The following is a 22,073-nucleotide window of genomic DNA, read 5'->3' on the forward strand; positions in this document are numbered from 1 at the left end:
AGTCGGCGCCGCCGGTGGCGACGTGGTTCGGGTACGACGCGGTGCCCATGGCGCCCTTGGTGCCCTGGCCGGTGTAGCTGCCGTTGTGGCAGCTGTCGCAGCGCGCGGTCGATACCGCGGCGTGGTTCATGGTGTAGGTGGCAAAGCTCGCCGCGGTGTTGCTGTGGCAGTTCGAGCACTGCAGCGTCCCGGTCGGGATGTGCGGCGGCGTCGTCATGCCCATCGCGGTCTTGCCGTTGTGGCAGGTCGCGCAATTGGTGTCGGTCGCCGCGTGCTTGAACGCCGCGCCGCCCCAGCTGGTGAAGCCGCCCGAGGCCGCCTTGGCGTGGCAGCTGACGCAGTCGGCGCCGCCGGTGGCGACGTGGTTCGGGTACGACGCCGTGCCCATGGCGCCCTTGGTGCCCTGGCCGGTGAAGGAGCCGTTGTGGCAGCTGTCGCAGCGCGCCGTCGCCACCGCAGCATGGTTCATGGTGTAGGTGGCAAAGCTCGCCGCGGTGTTGCTGTGGCAGTTCGAGCACTGCAGCGTCCCGGTCGGGATGTGCGGCGGCGTCGTCATGCCCATCGCGGTCTTGCCGTTGTGGCAGGTGGCGCAATTGGTGTCGGTCGCCGCGTGCTTGAACGCCGCGCCGCCGAAGCTCGCCGTGCTGGTGTGACAGGACTCGCACGGCAGATTGGTCTGGAGATGGTTGCTGGACTTGCCGCGCGCCGTCGTCCCGTTGTGGCAGTTGGCGCAACCGGCGACAATGCCGGCGTGGTCCATCTTCATTCTGATGCGAAAGCTCGCCGTCGACCCGTGGCACACATCGCATGGCGCCGTCGTCGTGATGTGATTCTTCGACTTGCCTCGTGCCATCACGCCGTTATGGCAGGTCGTACATGACGCCTTCGCCTGGGTATGATCAATCGCCCGAACGTCCTTCCATGTCGAGGTCTGGTGGCAGCTCTCACATCGCCTCGTGGACATCGGGTGGTTGACCGACATGCCCGCCGTCTGCGCGCCGTTGTGGCAACTGGCGCACTGCGTCTGCGTGCCCTTGAACCGCCCGCCGACGTGACAGGACGAGCACTCCACCCCGACATGGCTTCCGGTCAGCGGAAAACCTGTCGAGGCATGGTCGAATGAGCTCTGCGCGGCAGCATGCCCTGCCAACACGAGAGCGAGCAGCATACAGGCGAGCAGCCACTGCACCATACGGTGCGAGGCTCGCGCCACCAGCCCCAGCTTGCTGTAGCAGCTGCTCAACTCCAACTCCGCTCTTCACTCTCGACTCGATCGCCAGCCGGACATCCGACGGAGACCGGCCGACCCCAATCCAGCCGAGACCGTTGAGCGTCCGCTGCTCGGCGGTCGCCCCGACAAATCCAAGACACCCTTGCGGATTTCCCCTACGGCCCGGCGGCACGTCTTCCCCAGCCACCGAATACTCGGAACGCTCCGTGCTCCCTTGATCGAGCGCTGCATCGATCGGGCGACGACGGAGTCATCGGCCAGATCACGCAGCCTTCGCTACGCCTACGACAGGGCTTCCAGAGACGCGCAAAGCTGGCCCAAAACTGGGCCAAGCTGAACTCAAGCTGAATGGAGGTTAAGGTTTCTGACGTCGCGCGCGCGCAATGGTCCCGCAAGCTCATCACGCAAGCCATTGATCTGCATGCGAACTGATAGCCGCTGCGAGCCGATGTCAGCTCGACACGATCTCAGACGCCGTGTGCGGCCAACGCAGCCGTTCGAATCAGTTCCTGATCTGAACGTTGCGCCATCCCGTTGCGACATGGCAGCGCTCGCACGTCTGACCGAAGGTGCCATTATGCACGTCCGAGCTGCGATGACAGCTGAAGCAATCCATCGGCAACTTCAGATCCGGCGGCGACTTGGCCTTGTGACAGGCCTCGCACGTGATCTTCTGGTGGACACCGACCAGCGGGAATCGTGTCTGCCGCGCGTGATCGAAACGCCAAAGCCGCCACCCATTCGGATTGTGACAGCTGGCGCACCGCCCTCCAAGCTTCCCCTGGTGGAAATCCTTGTGGCAGCTTTCGCAGGCCATCGGCGTATTCTTGTAGGTCGGCGTCCGGTGGCACTCCTCGCAAGGCACCGACTTGTGCAGACCTATCAACGGAAAACGCGTAATCTCGTGATCGAAGGTGAGCTTCTTCCGCCAGCCCGCATCGCTGTGGCACGTCTCGCAGCGTTCGCCGAGCTTGCCCTGATGCGGATCCTGCTTGCGGTGACAGGACACGCATGACGTCGCGAGTTTGTCCCGATAGAGATCACCCGTATGGCAGCTCTCACACTTCACCTTGGCATGCGCATTTCGCAGCGGGAAGCGGGTCTTGTCGTGATTGAAGCGGACCGTCTTCCATTTCTCCTGATCGTGACACGTCTCGCACTTGTCGCCGAAGCGGCCGCCATGGACGTCCTGAAGACGGTGGCATGAGCCGCACGACGTCTGCAGATCCTTGTATTGCTCGCCGGAGTGGCACGTCGCACAAGCGACCGACTTGTGGGCGCCCACGAGGGGAAACCGGGTCTTCGTGTGGTCGAACTCCTTGGTCGCGCGCCATTTCACCGCCGTGTGGCAGTTCTCGCAGCGTTCACCAAGCCGGCCGCGATGCGGATCGAGCGCCTTGTGACACTCGAAGCAGGTCGAGGGCGTGTTGCGGAACTTCACCTTCGCGACGTGACATCCCGCACAAGGCACGGTCTTGTGCGCATCGACCAGCCGGTAGTTCGTCACGTCGTGGTCGAAGGTTTCCTTGTCGAGTTGGACGATGTCGGTTCCACGCCCCTTGTGGTCGGTGTGACACTGCCTGCACTCCTGGCTCAGCGCCGCCTGGTCGCGTCCGTGCAGGCGCTCACGCTGCCTGCGATCGACGGCAATCTCCTTGTGGCAATCGAGGCAGAGGCCCGACTGTGCCTTCCGGGTATAGGCTTCGTGGCACTTTCCGCACTCGCTCTCGAGCTTGGCATGCTTCTCGGCCAGCGGGCCGGGCATGACCAGCTTTTCCAGCAACGTCTGTGCTCGAACTCCGGCCGATAGCATGGCAACGCCGGCCAGGACGGCGACAACGACCGCAACACGCCACCGCATCACGCAACTCCGTCAATAGTGATGGACGGCCCAGACATGAACGACGCCCGCCAGCAGCATGAGAAAAAACAGCGGCAGATGAAGCACATGCCACAGCGAAAACAATCGTTCGAAGAACGTCAGCTCAGCGGCCTTGCGCACTGCGGCGGCGTAACGCCGCACCACCTCCTCGATTCGCTTCTCGCGACGCCGTCGCTCGGACCACGACCATCGCGCGCGCTTGGCTTCGGCGCGAATGAGCCGGCGCGCTTCCGCAACCACATTGGCGCGCAGCCGTCTCGTCCGCGCTGCGATGACCGCGCCGGTCCGCAGGCTGCCCAGCGCAGTTCGCGGCACCTTGTTGTCGAGCCCCTTGCTGAAGGCAGCCAGCTCCCGCGACACGAACGAGACGGCCTGCATCTCCTCACCGAGCTCCGTTCGCATTGCCTCGGCCTCGGCGAGCAGCTCCTTGACACGCGCCCTCCCGCCATGGAGGCCCATATGGATCTTGCCATAGATGTAACGGCCGATCACGCCGCTGATCGCCACGATCAGCATGGTGAAGAATGCCACGTTGCTGTTGAGCGCCCCCAGTTGGAAATTCGCATGGAATAGGATGAGCACGGGACCAACGACGCCGAGCAGCATGTGGGTCCTGAACCAGAACGGCACCGAGCCGATGCCGCGCAGCGACTTGAAGCGCTTACGCATCGAATAGGCCAGCAGCGACAGCATGGCGACGCTGCCGTAGATCCCGAGCCAGTATCCGGTGCCGGAGCCCGGCGTAATATACTCCTCCTCCTTCTGCAGCCACCCGACGGCAATCGCTCCGAGGACGATGACCGTGATGACGACCGGAATGGTTCCTCGAAGAGGATTGCCGCTCGCGCGAGCGACCGCTGCTCTGCTCATGACCTCGACGTTTCCTGTGAATCCCGAATGCCGGATCGGCGGAAGCCAGACCCGTTCGCGGAGCCCCGGATCTCAGTCGAGAGAGAACTTAGTGATAACCACTTGCAACAACCCTCTCCGTCTTCCGACACCGACGTCATTAGTCCGAAATCAGTGCGAGCCATATTTCCGCCGACGGCATCTGTTCAACGAATGATCCAATCCTGGTCTCCAAGACGTCAGATCATTCTGGAATTTCTATGTCGGCATCTCTTGAGAGGAATTTGCATCTAGCACCGCATCCGACCTTTTCACGCGGAGTTCGCGGTCGGCGACTCTCTATCTTCCGCTGTTAGTTCGTAAGAAAGAGAGAGACGACATGGCGATCGATCTCCTGATTGTCTACGCCGCGCCAATGCTCGGCGTCTGGGCCACTTACATGGCCGTGCGCAAGCGGAAGGAAATAAAGAGCGTCGCGAAGCTCTCGGCCGCCAAGGACGCTGGTCTTCTCGAGCCGGCATCGCTCCATCCCATCATCGATCCTGCCTTGTGCATCGGCTGTGGCTCATGCGTCAGGGCGTGTCCGGAGGGTGACATTCTCGGCCTGATCGGCGGCAAGGCGTCGCTGGTCGAGCCTTCGCATTGCATCGGACACGGCGCCTGCAAGGCAGTGTGCCCCGTGAACGCCATCACGCTGGTGTTCGGCACCGAAACGCGCGGCATCGACATTCCGAACGTGGACGAGGCGTTCCAGACCAACGTGCCCGGCATCTTCATCGCCGGAGAGCTCGGCGGGATGGGGCTGGTCCGCAACGCCATCGAGCAGGGACGCCAGGCGATCGACTCCGTCCGCAAGGTCAAGAACATCGGCAAGTCCGATATGCTCGACGTCGTGGTCGTCGGCTGCGGTCCGGCCGGTCTCTCCGCCAGTCTCGCCTGCCTGCAGCATCGGCTGCGCTTCGTCACGCTCGAGCAGGACTCGCTCGGCGGCACCGTCGCGCACTTTCCCCGCGGCAAGCTGGTGATGACGGCACCTTTCACGCTGCCGCTCGCGGGCAAGTTCAACTTCAGAGAGCTCAGCAAGGAGCAGTTGATCGCCTTCTTCATGAGCATTGTGCGCAAATCCCGCCTCAAGGTGAACGTCGGCGAACGCGTCGAGGCCGTCACGCGAGTCGGAGAAGACTTCGACGTCAGGACGAACCGCGGCAGCTACAGAACGCATGCCGTGCTCCTGGCGATCGGGCGCCGCGGAACGCCGCGCAAGCTGGAGGCTCCAGGCGAAGAGCAGACCAAGGTCGTCTATCGACTGGTCGACCCCGAGCAGTATCGCGGCCAGCACGTGCTCGTCGTCGGCGGCGGCGACGCTGCATTGGAAGCCGCTTGCTCCATCGCCGATGAGCCTGGAACGACGGTGACGCTGTCGCATCGCAGCGAGTCGTTCGGTCGCGCCAAGCTGAAGAACCGTCAACGGACGGAAGCAGCCGCCCAATCGGGCCGGCTCCGCGTCATCTACAATTCGTCAGTCAAACGGATCGGCGGTGACGACGTCGAGATCGATGCCAATGGCAGCACGAGCACGATCCCAAACGATGCCGTCATCGTGTGCGTCGGCGGCATTCTGCCCACCGCATTCCTGAAGAGCATGGGTATCGAGGTCGAGACGAAATATGGCACGGCTTAAGTCCTCTTACGTCATCATCCCCCTGATCTGTCTCGTCGGCTCGACCGTGCCGTCGGTCGCCCCGGCCGGCGAAACGCCGGCCGGCGTGAGCTCCGAAGCATCCGCGAGCCAGGCGGCCGATGCCGCGATCCGCGCCGGACATCCCGAGGACGCACTGAAGCTGCTCGAGCGCGCCGCCAACGCCGGCAATCCGGAGGCGCAGTACCGGCTTGCATCACTTTACCGCGCCGGTCTCGGCACCAGAGCAGACGACACGCTGGCGTTCAAATGGATGGAGGCAAGCGCAAGGAAGGGACACGTCAAGGCGCAGTATAATGTCGCAGCGATGTGGCTTGCGGGCCGCGGAACGCCGGCCGATCCCGACCGGGCGCGGGACTGGCTACGCAAGTCGGCGGCGGCCGGCTATCAGCCCGCCGAGCAGTTACTGGCCGACATGGTCAACCGAAATGCGCGCCCGCGCGCCGGGGAGCCGGCGCGCGAAGCTGCGCGCAGGCCGCCCCCGACGCTCGATGCGCAGGCCGCCATGCGAAACGGCCATCCGGCCATCATCGACGCCGCCCTGCGCGGCCAGTTCGATCCGATGCGCCAGCTCATCGCTGCGAAGGCTGACGTCAACGCGGTCAACGAGGACGGCGATACGCCTCTGGCGATCGCCGCGGCCGCCGGGCATCTTCGGCTGGTGGAGCTCCTGCTCGCCTCGGGAGCCAATCCGAACACCAGCAACCGGCGCGGCGACACGCCATTGATGCTGGCAGCGGACAAGGATCATGGAGACATCATCAGACTGCTGCTGACCAAGGCGACCGACCCCTCTGCAGCGCGTGCAGATGGCGCGACCGCACTACTGATGGCGCTCAGCCGCTGCAACGGCGCCGCTATCGCCGCGCTCCTCGACGGCGCCTCCGGCAGTCTGCCCGCGTTGGCAGACGGCCGGACCCCACTCATGATCGCGGTCGCGTCGTGCCCAAATGGCCCGCTCGATCGGCAACTCGTTCAGAGATCCGACCTCAACGCCGCCGATGGGCAGGGCCGCACCGCACTCTGGCACGCGGCCGGCAATGGCAATACGCACGCGATCGGACAACTGATCCGCGCAGGTGCGGACGTCAACCGCGCGGACACCGACGACAAGACGCCGTTGCTGAATGCCATCGAGGGCCGCAGCGCCGCGGCCTCGCTGCTTCTGTTGGACCATGGGGCCGACCCGAAACGCGCGACAAGAGGCGGAAATACCGCTCTCATCCTCGCCGCGCGCGCCGGGCTTGCGGATGTCGTCAGTGAGCTTCTCAGGCGCAAGGCCGACCCGAACATGCGCAACGGCCAGGGCATGAGCGCGCTGATGATGGCGGCCCATGAGGGGAATATCGGCATTGCGCACAGCCTTCTCGCCGCCGGTGCCGAAAAGCAGTTGAGGAACAAGCGCCGCGAACGTGCCACGGACATCGCCGCTGCCAGCGGTCACGGCGATATCGCCAAGCTTCTGGAATAGCGGACGATTTCGTTTCGCCACCCTGCCTATCATGCGGTCGACGTCGCGTTCGCTGCTCGACGGCGCGGCAGATGATTCGCACGCTATATCTCAACGAATATAACACTAAGTACCAAGACGCCCCGATGATACCGTTCTCCGGCCGTGAGTGCGAATGAGTTGCAGTTACACTACGATGCACGTCGATGGATCATCATCATTCCGTACGAATGATGCCTCATTCGGCGCATTGATTGTCGGCGCATCACAGACACTTGATAGTTAGCTGCAGGAATATCCGCTGCAGTCGGAGATACCACATGACAGCGGAGGTCGGATCGTTTGCGCTCATTCTCGCGCTCCTCGTATCGCTGGTGCAGTCGATCGTTCCGTTCGCAGCGCTGCGCCGCCAATCCGCGATGATCGCCGGCTTCGTTCGTCACGCTGCCTTGACTCAGTTTCTGTTCGTCGCGATCGCATTCGCATGCCTGACGTCGCTGTTCGTCCACTCCGACTTTTCAGTCCAGGTCGTCGCAGCGAATTCGCACACGCTGAAGCCGCTGCTCTACAAGGTCTCCGGAGTCTGGGGAAACCATGAGGGATCCATGCTGCTGTGGGTCCTGATCCTCTCCTTGTTCGGCGCGGCAGTTGCATTGTTCGGAACGAACCTTCCGGAGCGGCTGCAGAGCAACGTTCTCGGCGTGCACGGCATGATCGGCCTCGGCTTTCTGGCGTTCATCGTCTCGACGTCGAATCCGTTCGCGCGGCTGGTCGATGCTCCCCTCGAAGGCAACGGACTGAATCCGATTTTGCAGGATCCTGGCCTCGCCTTTCATCCACCGTTTCTGTATCTGGGTTACGTCGGCTTCTCGATGGCGTTCTCGTTCTCGGTCGCCGCGCTGATCGAGGGAAAGGTCGATGCCAGCTGGGCCCGCTGGGTCCGACCGTGGGTGCTCGCGGCCTGGTGCTTTCTCACGATTGGAATCACGCTGGGCAGCGCATGGGCGTACTACACGCTCGGCTGGGGCGGCTGGTGGTTCTGGGACCCCGTCGAGAACGCCTCCTTCATGCCGTGGCTTGCGGGGACTGCGCTCCTGCATTCCGCCCTGGTGGTCGAACGACGGAGCGCCCTCCAGAGCTGGACGATCCTGCTGGGGATCGTGACCTTCTCATTGAGCCTGATCGGGACTTTCCTGGTGAGGTCCGGCGTGCTCACCAGCGTTCATGCCTTCGCACAGGACCCGTCGCGTGGCGCATTCATCCTGGCGCTCATCCTGGTGGCGACCGGCGGGGCGTTGACGCTGTATGCGATCAGGGCCCCAAGCCTGAAGCACGGTGCGCTGTTCGCAGCCGTCAGCCGCGAGAGCGGCCTCGTCCTCAACAATGTGCTGCTCACGGCAGCCGTGGCCACCGTGTTTCTCGGCACGTTCTACCCGCTCCTCGTCGACATGCTCGGAAACGACAAGATCTCCGTCGGTCCTCCCTACTACAACTTGACGTTCGTTCCGATCATGGTTCCGCTGCTGCTTGCCATGGTGATCGGCCCGGTTCTGAAATGGAAGCGCGATCTCCTCGTTGCGGCCCTGCAACGACTCCGCCTGGCCGGGGGACTTGCGGCATTCATTGCCGTCGCGATCCTCGTCGCGACGTTCGGACAGCGTTTCCTGGTTGCGTTCTTCTTCGGCATCGCCGTCTGGCTCGTGATCGGCTCGCTGATGGTGCTGGCTCATCGCGTCCGCCTCGGCATGACGACTCCCTTGGCGACCTCGCTCAACCTCGCGCGCACCACCCCGCTCGCGGTCTACGGCCTGGTGCTGGCCCATGCGGGAATGGGCGTCACCGTCGCAGGCATTACCGGGATGACCGCGTGGGCCAGCGAGAAGGTGCAGATGCTGCGGCCGGGCCAGAGCCTGCAGCTCGCGGGCTACGACATCAAGCTGCGCTCGATCGGAAAATTTCCAGGCCCCAACTACGAAGCCGAGCGTGGCACGTTCGACATCACGCGGAACGGCAAGCCGTTCACGCAGCTTTCCAGCGAGCGCCGCTTCTATCCCGTCAGACAGCAGCAGACGACCGCCGCCGGCATTCGAACCAACCTGATCTGGAACGTCTACGTGACGCTCGGTGATCCCGACGACAAGGGCGCGTGGGCGGTGCGCTGCTACTATCACCCTCTGGTGCCGCTGGTCTGGATCGGCGCACTGATGATGGCTTTCGGCGGCTTCATCTCGCTGGCCGACCGGAGATTTCGTGTCGGTGCTCCGCGACGGGCGATGCGGGCCGTACCGACTGCCGTTCCTGCTGAATAGGACGAGATATGCCGCGCCTCCCCTATCTCATACCTCTCGTGGCTTTCGCCGCACTGGCCGCTGGACTGGCTTTCAGCCTGACCAACGATCCGCAGCGAATGCCCTCGACCCTGATCGACAAGCCGACGCCGCGTTTCCAGCTCGCGTCGCTCGACGGCAAGAGCGGCGGTCTTGCCAATACCGACCTGCAGGGCGACGTGGTCCTGCTCAACGTTTTCGCATCCTGGTGCCCCGGATGCCGCGTCGAGCATCCCATGCTGCTCAAGCTCGCAGAGAGCTCCGCGATCCCGATCTATGGGCTGAACTGGAAGGACGATCGGAACGACGGCAAACGTTGGCTTGCCAAGCATGGCAGTCCCTATGCCCGTGTCGGCTCCGATGAGTCCGGCCGGGCCGGCATCGATCTTGGCGTGACCGGCGTTCCCGAAACCTTCGTGATCGATCGGGCCGGCCGCATCCGCTTCCGCTATCCCGGCCCGCTGACCGAAGATGTATGGCGTGACGATTTCGAACCTCTGCTGAAGGCACTCAGGAGCGAGTCATGAACTGCCGGCGGATCAAGCGCGCGGCCGAAGCGCTGCTCGTCAGCTCGCTCGTGCTGACGGCGACATGGTCGCCATCTCGTGCGGTGCTTCCCGACGAAATGTTGCGCGACGAGGGACTGGAGGCGCGCGCGCGCGCGCTGGGCCAGGAGCTGCGCTGCGTCGTTTGTCAAAATCAGAGCATTGACGACTCGAACGCTCCATTGGCGCATGATCTGAGGGTGCTGCTGCGCGATCGCCTGCAGGCCGGCGACAGCGACCGGCAGGCGGTGGACTTCCTGGTCGCACGCTACGGCAACTTCGTCCTGCTCAAGCCTCCCTTGCAGTGGAATACCATCGCGCTGTGGATCGGTCCCCTGCTCGCCCTGCTCACGGCCATCGTCGGCTTCGGCCGCTACGTGCGCCGGGCGGCAGCCAATGCGAGTGCGCCCGAGGCGGAGCACGTCGCTCCGCTCAGCGCCGACGAACTCGAAGCCATCGAGGCGATCCTCGATCGACGGAGCCTTTCATGATGCTGTGGCTGATCCTGACGGCGATGATTTCCGTGGCCGCCGTGCTCATATCGACGCCATTCATCCGCAGCTACGAGCGGAGACGGTTGGCTTCGGCTCAGGGACTTGCCGTCCACCACGACCAGCTCCGCGAGATCGAGAACGAAACCGCACGCGGCCTGATCGACAAGTCGGATGGCGAGAACGCGGCCAGCGAGATCAAGCGGCGCATTCTCGCCGCAGCCGCCGCCGAACAGCCATCGGCGCCCTCCCTCACCAGCTCCGAACGAAAATTTGCGCTCAGTGTCGTCACGCTGACGGTGGTGTTCGGCTCCGTCGGTCTGTATGCGGTCGTCGGAAATCCGGATGTCCCCGCGGCCGGACCGGGCCAGACCGCCAGCAGCACCACGGCGAGGTCGGTTGGCGAGGCGCGATCCGACGCCGGCACCCAGGCCATTGCCTCGCTGGAGCAGATGACCGGCCAGGACGGTCGCGACCGACCGCAGCAGAGCAGCGGACTGCCGCCGGTCGAAGAGATGATCCAGCGTGTCCAGACCAGACTGGAGCGGAATCCCAAGGATGCCGACGGATGGCGGCTGCTGGGCTGGTCGCTGTTCAACATCGAGCGCTTTGCAGAGGCGGCACAGGCCTATGCGCGCGCAATGGAGCTGCGGCCAGGCTCGGCAGAATACCGCAGCGCACGCGGCGAAGCGCTGGTGCGGGCCGCGGACGGCACCGTCACGTCCGCAGCCCGCGCGGACTTCGACGAAGCACTCAAACTGGATCCCAAGGACGCGCGCGCCCGCTTCTTCATCGGCGTCGTGAAAGAACAGGAGGGAGACAAACGGGGTGCGATGGCCGACTGGACGGCGATCGTATCGGAGGCCGATCCGAACGAGCCGTGGCTGCCCGATCTCAAGCAGCGGCTCGGCGCGCTTCGTCGCGAGCTCGGAGAGGATGACGGCTCGCCATCGCCTGCCCGACCGAACCTGTCCGCCGAGCGCATGCAGGAACTCCTGCGCTCCGGCAAGACCTCCGCGACCGAGCCGGCGGAGCCGCGCGGCCCCCGCGCCGAGGACATTCGCAAGGCGGAAAGCATGTCCACACAGGACCGCAACCTCATGATCCGGGGCATGGTGGATGGCCTTGCGAGCCGACTCGAGCAATCACCGCGCGATGCAGAAGGCTGGATCAAGTTGATCCGCTCGCGGGTGGTACTGGGCGATGTCGAGGCGGCGAAACAGTCGCTGCAACGCGCATTGTCGGTCTTTGCGGAGGACGTCCCGGAGCGCACGCGCATCGCTGACGCAGCCAGAGAGCTCGGGATCAATCCATAGCGTTCGAGGCCCGATCAGCGTGTCCGCATCGTCGGAACCCGTTCGGCAACCGGAGGAATGGCAATGCGCATTCTGCTCATAGAGGACGAGCCCATCTACGCGGAGCGCATCAGGGAAAGCCTGGCCGATGCCGGTTTCGAGGCGGATCTCGCCACCGATGGCAAGCAGGGCTGGATGCTGGGCAACAGCCAGCCCTATGATGCCGCGGTGCTCGACCTCGGACTGCCGTGCATTTCGGGCCTCGACGTGCTGCAACGCTGGCGTCATACCGGGCACACGCTGCCGGTGCTGATCCTGTCCGCCCGCAGCGGCTGGGTCGAGCGTGTCAACGGCCTGAACGCGGGCGCGGACGACTATCTCGAAAAGCCCTTCAAGGCGCAGGAGCTCGTCGCGCGGGTCAAATCGCTGCTCCGTCGGGTCTCCAGCAGACCGGACGCCGTGCTCCGCCTCCGGCAGATCGAATTCAACGCGGCGGCCGGCCTGGTCAAGAAGGACGGGGAGATCGTCGACCTGACTGCACTCGAGTTGCGCGTTCTCGAACTCCTCATGCGCCGCGCCGATCATATCGTGTCGCAGACCGAGCTGCTGGAGCACATCTATCCGAGCAGCGACCATCGCGACTCCAATACGGTCGAAGTCTACATTGCCCGGCTCAGGAGAAAGCTGGGGCGTGACTGCATTCGCACCGTCAGAGGCATGGGATATCGCTTCGGGTAGAGCAATGTTCAGCCGCAACTTCCGAGCCCGGATGCTCGCGGTCGCCGCGATCTGGATTTCCATCGTCTTGTTCGCCAGCGGGCTCGGGCTCTCGATCGTCATTCGCCGTGTCGTCGAGGCCCACTTCGATCATGACCTGCTGGATCACGCCCGCGAGCTCGCCGATCTCGTGGAACTCGACGCCACGCAGCGGCTGTTCATCGCCCGCGATCTGAGCGATCCGCGTTTCTCCCCTGCCCGGTCCGGAATGTATTGGCAGGTCATCCTGCAGAACGGCGAAAGCGCGCGCTCGCCGTCGTTGCAGGATGACCTTTTCCTTTCATTCACGCCCGACCAGAGTCGCGAGGGTTCCCTGCCCTCCTCCACGGCGCTTAGTGTGGAGGGACCGACCGGGCCGATGCGCATGGTCCGAAACATCAGCGAGCCGTCTCGCCTCGGGCAACCCGTCGAAATCCGTGTCGGTGCAGACGAGCGACTGATTAGTGACGAGATGCAGCACCTCAATCTGACGCTGATAGCGACGCTTGGTATCATGGCCCTCGCCATGGTTGGCACCGCCTACGCTCAGGTCGCTTACGGCCTGCGGCCGCTCCAGCGCATGAGTCGCGCCATCGTGGACGTGCGTAGCGGCAAGACCTCAAGGCTGCCTGAGGACCTGCCGGAGGAAATCATGCCGCTCGTCACCGAGCTGAACGGAATGATTGCGGCAAATCTCAACATGGTCGATCGCGCTCGCGTACTCGCAGGAAGTTTTGCACACGCGCTGAAGACACCTCTGGCAATTCTCGACGAGGAGGCAGCACGGCTGAAAGCGTCCGGTCAGGAGATCCACGCTCAGATTCTGTCGGAGCAGTGCTCGCGAATGGCGCTGCTCATCGACTACCAGACGGCGCGCGCAAAGGCCTCCACGATCGCGAATGCAGGTGCGTTTGCGGTCGTCGCAGACGTCTTGAGGAGCGTCATCAATACCTATTCGCGATTCAGCCCAGGGCACGACCGGCGATTCGAAGTCGAAGGAGCAGCCGACGTCGTCGTTGCCTGCGACACCAACGATCTGACCGAACTCATCGGCAACCTGCTCGACAATGCGGCTAAATGGGCACGTGACCGCGTCGTGATTTCGATCGAGGATCTCGACAGCACCGTCTTGATCACGGTTGAGGACGACGGGCCCGGCATTCCAGTCGAGCATCGAATGCGCGTGTTCGACGTGGGCACGAGACTTGACGACGCGAAGCCCGGCACTGGGCTCGGTCTGGCGATCGCCCGCGACCTGACCAGCCTCTATGATGGCCGACTGTGGATCGAGGATTCGAGAATTGGGGGCGTCGCCCTGAAGCTTTCGCTTCGAAAGAAGGGTGATCCAAGCTCATCGTGACATGCCTGGTACCCGCAGCCTCACAACCGCTTGCAGAAACGCCGGCCCGACACCCAACCCGCTCATAGCGATGATGCCCTGGGCCAGCGCGCCAACGATGCCAGTCGTAATCGGTGAGCGGCTCTTTTCCAACGGCGCGGCCTGCAGCGTCGGCAAAGTCGCCAGCTTCCCCGGCTACGCTATTTCAGAGTCGACAGATAGGCGACGACGTCGGCCCGCTCCTTCGCGTCCGCCAATCCTTTGAAATACATCTTGACGCCGTGAACGTTCCCGCGAGGATCGGCGATATAGGCATCCAGTGCCGTCGCGGTCCAAGGCGCATTGTTCTTTTTCATGCTCTCCGAATAGGCGTAGTCCGGCACAGCCGCTGGCTGCCGTCCAACGATGTTCCAGAGGCTCGGGCCGACCTTGTTGACGCCGATCTCGGCAGAGTGGCAGTTCTGGCAGATGCGCTGGAAGATGCTCTTCCCGGCGACCGGATTTCCGTCGAGCGCGCGGGCGCTCGGTGCCAGGCTGGCGAGAACGGCGACAAGAGCGATGCGGCGGAGCATGCGAAATCTTTCCCTATTCGATCCGGAGCGGGCGCGGGCCAGCCCCCGGGCCATGCCGGTGAGCAGATCCGCGCAGATGATCGGACGACAGCCCGGCCCAAGTCCTTGTCCTGGATCAAGCCGCGCGGTTGCCGTTGCTGCTCAATTGGCTTAATCTTCTAAAAAAACGAACGATCGCCAACAAACCAAAGTGTCGTTCTGGGAGGTGCCCGATGGGAGACGCCGATCCTCGGCCCCCGCGTCCGTCTGGCGTGACTGCTGCAAAGTCCAAGGCTGCGACGGAGGCCGCTGCGGCGGCCGACATCTGCGGCCAGTTGCCGGCCGAGGGGTTGGCGATGGTGCTGATCTTCCTGTCGCCCCACTACGATCCAAACGAGTTCATGGTGGAGGTGACGACCCGTCTTGCGGACGTCCCCGTATACGGCTGTACGACGGCCGGAGAGCTGTCGCCCGATGGCTGGGACGACAACAGCGTCGTCGCTCTCGGATTTGCCGCCGAGGATTTCACGGTATTCGCACAGCCCATCTTCGGGTTGTCGGGCTTTCGCGTCGATGAAGGACGTCGCCTCGGCAACCAGATGAGGCAGGACCTCTCGCGGCACGGTGGTCGCGACGACGACGGCGTATTCGGGCTCGTCCTGATCGACGGCATGTGCCAGCGCGAAGAGGCGATCATGTCGGCGATCTACGCCTCGCTCGACAATATTCCCCTGGTTGGCGGGTCGGCCGGCGACGGTCTGCGGTTCGAGCGCACCTGGGTCTTTCACGACGGCAAGGCCCACACGGACATGGCCGTGCTGATCCTGATCGGGACGTCATTGCCGTTCCGGCTGTTCAAATGCGACAATTTCGAGCCGACCTCGACCAAGATGGTGGTGACGGAGGCCGATCTCGAGCAGCGTATCGTCAAGCAGCTCAATGCCGAGCCGGCGGCGGAGGAATATTGTCGCGCGATCGGAATAGCCGATTCCGAGCTCGACCCGTTCCTGTTTGCGGCCCATCCGGTCCTGGTGCGCGTGGGAGGCTCCTATTTCGCGCGCTCGATTCAGCGCGTCAGCCCTGACGGCTCGCTCCGGTTCTTCTGCGCGATCGACGAAGGAATGGTGCTGACGGCGGCGAGGTCACGCAACTCCGTGGCGGCCGCCCGCGAGATGCTGGCCGAGGTCCGCGACGAGATCGGCGAGGTCTCGATCTTCATCGGTTTCGAGTGCATCCTCAGGCGTCTTGACGCAGAGCAGCATCAGTTTGCGCGGGAAATGTCCGATCTCTATCGCGACAACCGGATCGTCGGATTCCATACCTATGGCGAGCAGTACGGTTCAATGCACGTCAATCAGACGCTGACCGGGGTCGCGATCGGCAAACGTGGAGCGGCGCAGCCATGACCGCCGCGGGGTCTCCGGAAGACCTGCAGCGCGAGGCGGCCAAGCTCAGGAAGATCAACGCCGCGCTGATGTCCCGGGTCGAACGCTCGATGGACCAGCAGTTCAATGCGTTCTCGCTGTTCGAAACGGCGATCGCGCTCGATCAGCAGGTGCGCGAGCGGACGCGCCAGCTGCGTGATGCGCTGCGTTCGATCGAAACCGCCAACAAGGACCTCTTTCGGGCCAAGCAGCAGGCTGAAGCGGCCAGCTCCCTGAAATCCTCGGTTCTCATCTCCGTGACGCATGATCTGCTTCAGCCGCTCAACGCCGCGCGGCTCACGCTCTCGACCTTGGCGGACGAAGTCTCGTCCGATCGCGGAACGGCCATGGTCGGCCAGGTCGACCATTCGCTGGCCATGCTCGAGGATCTGCTGCGATCCCTGCTGGAGATTGCCAAGCTCGATGCCGGAGCCCTGCGCCCCGATGTCAGGCCCGTTCTGCTTTCGACCCTGTTCGAGCCGCTCGAACGCGAATTCGCCCCGATCGCGGCCAAACGCGGGTTGTCCCTGCGCATTTGTCCGTGCTCGATCGCCGTGGTCTCGGATGCCATGATGCTGCGGCGCATCTTGCAGAACCTCCTCGCCAACTCTCTGCGCTACACGCGGCGAGGCGGCGTCGTCATGGGATGCCGGCCGGGGCCGGGAGCAGGCCGGGTTCGCATCGAGGTCCACGACACCGGCCCGGGCATTCCCAAACCGCAACAAGAAGCGATCTTTCTCGAATTCCAGCGCGGTCAGCCGAGCGCCGAGGATCAAGCCGGCTTCGGGCTGGGCCTGTCGATCGTCCGCCGCTTCGCCAAGGCATTGGACCATGAGGTCGGGCTGGCTTCGCGGGTTGGACATGGGTCCACATTCAAGCTCGAGCTCGACCGCGCCGACCCGGCAGCCGTACTGCCGGATCCGCATCCTGCGGATCACGTCGACCACGACTATGGCGGGCTCGAAGGCGCCAAGATCCTGCTGATCGAAAACGACCTGGCCACCGCCGAGGCCATGGTCAGTCTGTTGGAAAAATGGGGCTGCGACGTCGTGGCGACGGCGTCGCTGAATGACGCTTTGCAGCGTTTGAGTGCGCTCGGGGCGGTCCCCGAGACGATCATCGCGGATCTCCACCTGGATGGCGACGAGAGCGGGCTTGCCGCCATCCGGGACATCAGGCAATTCCTCGGCCGAGATGTTGCGGCCATGATCGTGACGGCCGACTATTCCGAAGACGCAGCCAGGGAAGCAAGCCAATACGGGCTCGAGATCTTGACCAAGCCGGTCAGGCCTGCGGAGCTTCGCGCGCTGTTGTCGTTCTTGCTGTCTTGAGCGCCTCAGCGCCGTTTGCCCGAGCCGGCGTGCGCGGCTCGCCGATGAGGTTCACGAAGTCGATCTTTTCCATCTCGATGATGGCCTTGGTCCTGCTCATGACGCGAAGCTTGCGCAGGATCTCCGAGACGTGGACCTTCACCGTCGTCTCGCAGATCCCGAGCTCATAGGCGATCTGCTTGTTCTGCAGTCCGCGGCGGATCAGGTCGAGCACGCGCAGTTGCTGCGGCGTCAGCTCGTGAAGACGCTTCAGGAGGTCCTGAGCAGGAAGTCGGCCACGGCGCGCACTGGCGCAGAGGGAGCCGCCTTCAACATGGACCTCGCCCCGCAGCACGGCCTTGATCGCGTCGGCAAGTTGCTGCTTCGAAGTCGACTTCGAGATGTAGCCGGAGACACCCAGCGCGAGAACATGGGCGACGAGGTCCGGGTCCCGATGCGCGGAAACCACCAGGATCGGTGTGCGCGGCGCGGTCTTGCGGATGCGGATGACGCCGGAGAGTCCGGTCGTTCCGGGTGTCGAGAGGTCGAGCAGGATCAGGTCGAATCTCGGCGGAGATGAAAGAAGCCCGACGGCCATGTCGACGGACGTCGCCTCGCACATCTCGGCATCAGCCAGAGCGGCGCGGATCGCGCTCTCCAGCGCCTCCCGAAACAGCGGATGGTCCTCGACGATGAGCAATCGAGCCACGTGCCTGCCTCCCCCGGCCGGATCGAAGATCCGGATCATTCAGTGTCGCGGATCCGACATTCAACCAGCGTGCGGGCTGCGTCTTCGAAGGAACGTCAGAACCGGAGCATCAGCGATACCGCGTTGGTTGGCATCAATCAACGACCACGACGCCATCGACGTCGCCACGCCTGCGGTGGCCGTGGAGTCGTGCGGCGCAACAATTCGCTACGGGTGCTTTCGACCCGAAGCGGTGCGCGATCCCTGCCGGTCGGCCGGCACGTTCAGCGCGATCTTGCCGATCTCGATGACGGCCTTGTTGCGGCTGAACAGACGGAGTTTTCTCAGGATCTCGGTGATGTGCGCCTTGACGGTCGACTCCGCAAGCTGAAGCTCGCTGGCGATTTCCCGGTTCTGATAGCCACGCCTGATCAGGTCGAGGACGCGAAGCTGTTGTGGCGTCAGCTCCTCGAGACGCGCCTGCAGCGCGCGAGATGACCCCTTCCCGTGGCGCTCGACGACGGGCACGAAGTCTTTCGGAACCGAGATCGAGCCGCTGAGCACGCGCTCGATCGCGGACGTCAGCTCACGCTTCGAGGTCGACTTCGGCAGATAGCCGGCCGCGCCGAGCGAAAGCGCCTCGCGCACGACGTTCTGGTCCTCTTCACTCGAGACGATCGCGACTGGAAGCCGCGGATACGCGGCGCGAAGCCGCTGGAATCCCGAGAAGCCCATGGCATCGGGCAGCGTCAGGTCGAGCAGCGCCAGGTCGATGTCGGGTTTCATTGCGAGGGTGGTGAGCGCATCGGCAATCGACAGCGCCTCGAAGATCTCGGCGTCGGGATGCGCCAGACGCACCGCATTGCCGAGAGCTTCGCGAAACAGCGGATGATCGTCGATGATCAGAAAGCGCGTCATGTCCGACCTTCACTCGCCGCCAGCACGTGCCGGGTGGATCCGGCAGATCGTGTCGGCCGGTGCCCCTCCTTCAATTTGCCGTTTCTGACGACTGCACGGTCAGCAGGAACGTATAGATGCTCTCGAACTGGTCGTCGGTAAAGACCTCCTTCCAGGCGGGCATGCCCTTGGAGGGACGGCCTTCATGCACGGTGGTCCAAAATTTGTCGCGCATGTCCTCGCCGTAGCGGGTCCGCAGCCGTCGCAGGTCGATGCGCCGTTCCGCCTGCACGGCGTCGGGTCCGTGACAATGCGCGCAGGTGCCGTTGAAGATCTCTTTGCCCAGCGTCACCGCCTCGGTCTTCGACTCGCTCGCAGTCGAGTCCGAAACCCTCATCACGGCGGCCTCGGCGACCGGCTGGCGGAGAAGCTGAGCAGGGTCAGTCGTCGACGCCAGCCTGATCGGGCGCGGCACGGCGCCGAGCCTGATCGACGGCTCGCCCGGCAGCCCGTATTTGACCGCCAGCTCGGCGATCCGCGGTGCGAGCTGCGGCAGCGCGGCGTCGATCTGATCGCGCAATTGCGTGGAGCTTTTGGCAAGGCCGATCGCGGCATCCCAGGACAGACCGTCGCCCTCGACCGGCTGGATCCGGAAGCTGCTCTGGTAGATCGTCTTGTTCAGCCAGCCTGCAACCGGCCCCCAGATGAAGGCGATGTCGGCCTTGCCGTGGGCCAGCGCCGCCAAGCCTTCGTCCGGTGTCAGCACCGTCACCTTCTCGATGTCGTCGCGCTGGGCCAGCAGATTTTGCGGCGTGGTCTGGTATTGCACCGCGACGCGCTTGCCTCGAAGGTCGTCGATGCCATGGACCACCAACGTTCCGCGGCTGACGAGCGCGTAGGTCTCGGTCGCGATCTTCTGCGAGAAGATCACGGCCGGTCCCATGAAGTCCGCTGACAGCGGCAGGCCGATCATCGCGTCGCACTGCTTGCCCAGCAGCGTCACGCGCACGGTTCGCTTGCCGAAATAGGATTTGTACCAATCATACGTCACGGGGCGGCCGAGCTCACGCGACAGCGCCTGGCCAACCTCGAGATAGAATCCCGGCTGCGTTGGATTGTCGCTCGAAAACGGAAGATTGGTCGGATCCGCACAAAGCCGCAGCGGCTCCGCCTCGTTGGCCAGGCTCGCCGCCGACGCGGCCAGCACGGTGGAGGCCACCAAGGCGACGAGAGCCGTCGCGCTTGCTGCCAGTTCGGCGGCGGCCCGCCAATTCGAGCCAGTCTGACGGCGATTCAGGCGCATCCTCGATCCCTCAGGTCTTGTTTATCTGTTTGTACGGCTCGGTCTCGCGGCCGGCCGTCTTCGTCCGCTTGAAGCGGATTGGCTGAACGCCGCGCGTGTCCCCGCGGCCGGGGCCACGCGCAGCCGTCGCGAGCGTTGCGGTTATTGGACCGCGAACACGAACAGGGCGCCGCCCTCGGGAGCAGCGTTTGTCATCTTCTTGCCGATCTCGCCCAGGAACGCCGGGATCGAGGCGGTGCGGCCGACGACGACGGCGACGTACTGCTTGCCGTCGACCGAATAGGTCACCGGACCGGCGCCGATGCCGGAGCCGAGATTCTTCTTCCACAGAATCTTGCCGGTCTTGGCGTCGATGGCGCGGAAGTCGCCGTGAAGATTGCCGGAGAACACCAAGCCGCCGGCGGTGCTCAGCGTGCCGCCGTTGAACGGAAGGTCTTCCTGGATCGACCAGACCTTCTTGTTGTTCACGGGATCCCAGGCGATGAGCTCACCGAGAAACCCGCCGGGGCCTTCCTTGGTCGGGAATTCCGCACCGAGATAGAACACGCCGCGCTTGTACGAGACGTCGCTGACCGACCAGTCCATGCAGACATTGTTCGCCGGGATGTAGACCAGGCCGGTGTCCGGATTGTACGACATCGGCTGCCAGTTCTTGCCGCCGATCAGGTTCGGGCAGACGTCCTTGACGGGATGTCCGGGGCCCGGCCGTTTGTCCGGATCCTCGACCGCGCGCAACGTCGAGGTGTCCCATTTCTGCGCCCAGTTGGCGAAGACGTATTTCTCGGCCGAGATCACCTTGCCGGTCTCGCGGTTGGCCACGAAGAAGAAGCCATTGCGATCGGCCTTCATCAGCGTCGGGACAGCCGCACCGCCAACCTTGAGATCGGCGAGAATAGCCTCGTTGACGCCGTCATAGTCCCAGGCATCGGCAGGCGTGGTCTGGATGTGCCACTTGATCTTGCCGGTGTTCGGATCGAGCGCCAGCGTGGATGCCGTATACAGATTGGTCAGCTTGCCGAAATCGCCATTGCCGGTCGAGCGCACGGCGGTGTTCCAGGGACCTGGATTGCTGGTGCCCCAATAGACCGTGTCGCTCTTCGGATCGTAGGAGCCGACCAGCCAGGCCGCGCCGCCACCATGCAGGCCGGTGTCACCCTTCCAGGTCTCGCTGCCGGGCTCGCCGGGCGCAGGCACGGTATAGGTCTGCCAGACCATCTTGCCGGAGTTGATGTCGTAGGCCTGCAGCGAGCCGCGCACGCCGTACTCGCCGCCGCCGAATCCGGTGATGACCTTGTCGCGCACGACCAGCGGCGGCGAGGTGATCACCGAGCCCTGCTTGTAGTCCACCACCTTGGACGTCCACAGCTCCTTGCCGGTGGCGGCATCGAGCGCGGTCAGCTTGCCGTCGAGCCGGCCGACGAACAGCTTGCCGTCGGCGTAGGAGATGCCGCGGCTGTTCACGTCGCAGCAGGCATATTGCAGCGTATCGTCCGGAATGTCCGGCTCATAGGTCCATTTGCGCGCGCCGGTCGCGGCATCCAGCGCATAGACGTATTTCGGCCCCCACGACGTCGAGACGTAGAGCGTGTTGCCGATCACGATCGGCGAGGCCTCGTTCGAGCGTAGCGAGGCCAGCGAGAACGAATAGACCAGCGACAGCTTGCTGGCGTTCTCGGTGTTGATCTCCTTGAGCGGGCTGAACCGGGTGTTGCCGTAGTCATGCCCGGCCATCGCCCAGGCGCCGGGCTCGCTGGCGGCCTTCAGCGCCGAGTCGTTGGCGCGGACGCCTAACGTGCCGGCGACAAGGAAGGCAACCGTCGAGATGCCAGCCAAGAATCTCCTGCTTGTGAAGTTCATCAGTTCCCTCCGCTTATGTCTTTGTTGTGGTCGTATGGCGCGTGCGCCAGCCCCAAGATGAGCAGTCGCGCTGCAAGCAACGGGGCGATTACAGCATCAGCTCCGCCCGGCTCTCATAGGCGGAAGGTAGTAGGCGCAGGGGATCGGGGTTGAACGCCGATTATCGCGCCCTTTCAGCG

General features: G+C 64.0%; 18 protein-coding genes. 10 read left to right on the forward strand and 8 right to left on the reverse strand.

What is annotated here, in order from left to right; genetic code table 11:
• From QW861_RS25995 to QW861_RS26005, 3 genes are all read right to left on the reverse strand, one after another.
• Positions 1–1,243: hypothetical protein (locus QW861_RS25995; protein ID WP_410052335.1), on the reverse strand; the 1,243-nt coding region annotated here is incomplete at its 3' end.
• 490 nt (positions 1,244–1,733) lie between these two features.
• Positions 1,734–3,092 carry a cytochrome c3 family protein gene (locus QW861_RS26000; protein ID WP_316193662.1) on the reverse strand — a complete coding sequence of 453 codons (1,359 nt, stop codon included), beginning with the start codon at positions 3,090–3,092 and terminating at the stop codon, positions 1,734–1,736.
• Between the two features lie 12 nt (positions 3,093–3,104).
• Positions 3,105–3,983, reverse strand: a complete 879-nt coding sequence (locus tag QW861_RS26005; RefSeq protein ID WP_315717740.1) for a pyridine nucleotide-disulfide oxidoreductase — start codon at positions 3,981–3,983, stop codon at positions 3,105–3,107.
• 358 nt (positions 3,984–4,341) lie between these two features.
• On the opposite strand from QW861_RS26005, the gene QW861_RS26010 reads away from it, so the two are divergent.
• The 8 genes from QW861_RS26010 to QW861_RS26045 all read left to right on the forward strand — a co-directional run bounded on the left by QW861_RS26010 (position 4,342) and on the right by QW861_RS26045 (position 13,885).
• Positions 4,342–5,643 (forward strand): NAD(P)-binding domain-containing protein, encoded by a 1,302-nt coding sequence (locus QW861_RS26010; RefSeq protein WP_316193663.1) that lies wholly within the window; start codon positions 4,342–4,344, stop codon positions 5,641–5,643.
• Positions 5,644–5,689: 46 nt separating this feature from the next.
• A complete protein-coding gene (locus QW861_RS26015; RefSeq protein ID WP_316193664.1) occupies positions 5,690–7,132 on the forward strand; it encodes an ankyrin repeat domain-containing protein in 1,443 nt (480 codons plus the stop codon).
• Between the two features lie 299 nt (positions 7,133–7,431).
• The gene (locus QW861_RS26020) at positions 7,432–9,420 is read left to right on the forward strand and encodes a heme lyase CcmF/NrfE family subunit (protein ID WP_315717736.1); all 1,989 of its coding nucleotides are present in this window, start codon (positions 7,432–7,434) and stop codon (positions 9,418–9,420) included.
• Positions 9,421–9,428: 8 nt separating this feature from the next.
• Positions 9,429–9,965 (forward strand): DsbE family thiol:disulfide interchange protein, encoded by a 537-nt coding sequence (locus QW861_RS26025; RefSeq protein WP_315754748.1) that lies wholly within the window; start codon positions 9,429–9,431, stop codon positions 9,963–9,965.
• Positions 9,962–10,474 carry a cytochrome c-type biogenesis protein gene (locus QW861_RS26030; RefSeq protein ID WP_315717734.1) on the forward strand — a complete coding sequence of 171 codons (513 nt, stop codon included), beginning with the start codon at positions 9,962–9,964 and terminating at the stop codon, positions 10,472–10,474. Before QW861_RS26025 ends, QW861_RS26030 begins: the two co-directional genes overlap by 4 nt.
• A complete protein-coding gene (gene ccmI, locus QW861_RS26035) occupies positions 10,471–11,790 on the forward strand; it encodes a c-type cytochrome biogenesis protein CcmI (protein ID WP_316165074.1) in 1,320 nt (439 codons plus the stop codon). The genes QW861_RS26030 and ccmI overlap by 4 nt, the downstream gene beginning before the upstream one ends.
• A gap of 63 nt (positions 11,791–11,853) precedes the next feature.
• A complete protein-coding gene (locus QW861_RS26040; RefSeq protein WP_315717732.1) occupies positions 11,854–12,507 on the forward strand; it encodes a response regulator transcription factor in 654 nt (217 codons plus the stop codon).
• 4 nt (positions 12,508–12,511) lie between these two features.
• Positions 12,512–13,885: a HAMP domain-containing sensor histidine kinase gene (locus QW861_RS26045; protein WP_316170824.1), complete on the forward strand. Its 1,374-nt coding sequence runs from the start codon at positions 12,512–12,514 to the stop codon at positions 13,883–13,885.
• 179 nt (positions 13,886–14,064) lie between these two features.
• Here QW861_RS26045 and QW861_RS26050 read toward each other — a convergent pair whose 3' ends face one another.
• Positions 14,065–14,436 carry a c-type cytochrome gene (locus QW861_RS26050; protein WP_315754757.1) on the reverse strand — a complete coding sequence of 124 codons (372 nt, stop codon included), beginning with the start codon at positions 14,434–14,436 and terminating at the stop codon, positions 14,065–14,067.
• 212 nt (positions 14,437–14,648) lie between these two features.
• Here QW861_RS26050 and QW861_RS26055 point away from each other — a divergent pair, with 212 nt between their 5' ends.
• Both QW861_RS26055 and QW861_RS26060 read left to right on the forward strand, forming a co-directional pair.
• On the forward strand, positions 14,649–15,821 hold the full coding sequence (locus QW861_RS26055; RefSeq protein WP_315754759.1) for an FIST N-terminal domain-containing protein: 1,173 nt from the start codon (positions 14,649–14,651) through the stop codon (positions 15,819–15,821).
• Positions 15,818–17,170, forward strand: coding sequence for a hybrid sensor histidine kinase/response regulator (locus tag QW861_RS26060; RefSeq protein WP_315717728.1), 1,353 nt, complete (start codon positions 15,818–15,820; stop codon positions 17,168–17,170). The genes QW861_RS26055 and QW861_RS26060 overlap by 4 nt, the downstream gene beginning before the upstream one ends.
• Here the strand turns inward: QW861_RS26060 and QW861_RS26065 are convergent.
• From QW861_RS26065 to QW861_RS26080, 4 genes are all read right to left on the reverse strand, one after another.
• Entirely contained in the window at positions 17,124–17,858 is a 735-nt protein-coding gene (locus tag QW861_RS26065; RefSeq protein WP_315717727.1) for a response regulator transcription factor, read from the reverse strand. The two genes, QW861_RS26060 and QW861_RS26065, sit on opposite strands and share 47 nt — an antisense overlap.
• 207 nt (positions 17,859–18,065) lie before the next feature.
• Positions 18,066–18,755, reverse strand: a complete 690-nt coding sequence (locus tag QW861_RS26070; protein ID WP_315754761.1) for a response regulator transcription factor — start codon at positions 18,753–18,755, stop codon at positions 18,066–18,068.
• A 70-nt stretch (positions 18,756–18,825) separates the two neighbouring features.
• Entirely contained in the window at positions 18,826–20,037 is a 1,212-nt protein-coding gene (locus QW861_RS26075; RefSeq protein ID WP_315754764.1) for a c-type cytochrome, read from the reverse strand.
• Between the two features lie 141 nt (positions 20,038–20,178).
• Positions 20,179–21,870 carry a PQQ-dependent methanol/ethanol family dehydrogenase gene (locus QW861_RS26080; RefSeq protein WP_316204566.1) on the reverse strand — a complete coding sequence of 564 codons (1,692 nt, stop codon included), beginning with the start codon at positions 21,868–21,870 and terminating at the stop codon, positions 20,179–20,181.
• Positions 21,871–22,073: the final 203 nt, after the last annotated feature.

This window comes from Bradyrhizobium sp. SZCCHNRI1029 (assembly GCF_032487555.1).
Taxonomy (GTDB): Bacteria; Pseudomonadota; Alphaproteobacteria; order Rhizobiales; family Xanthobacteraceae; genus Bradyrhizobium.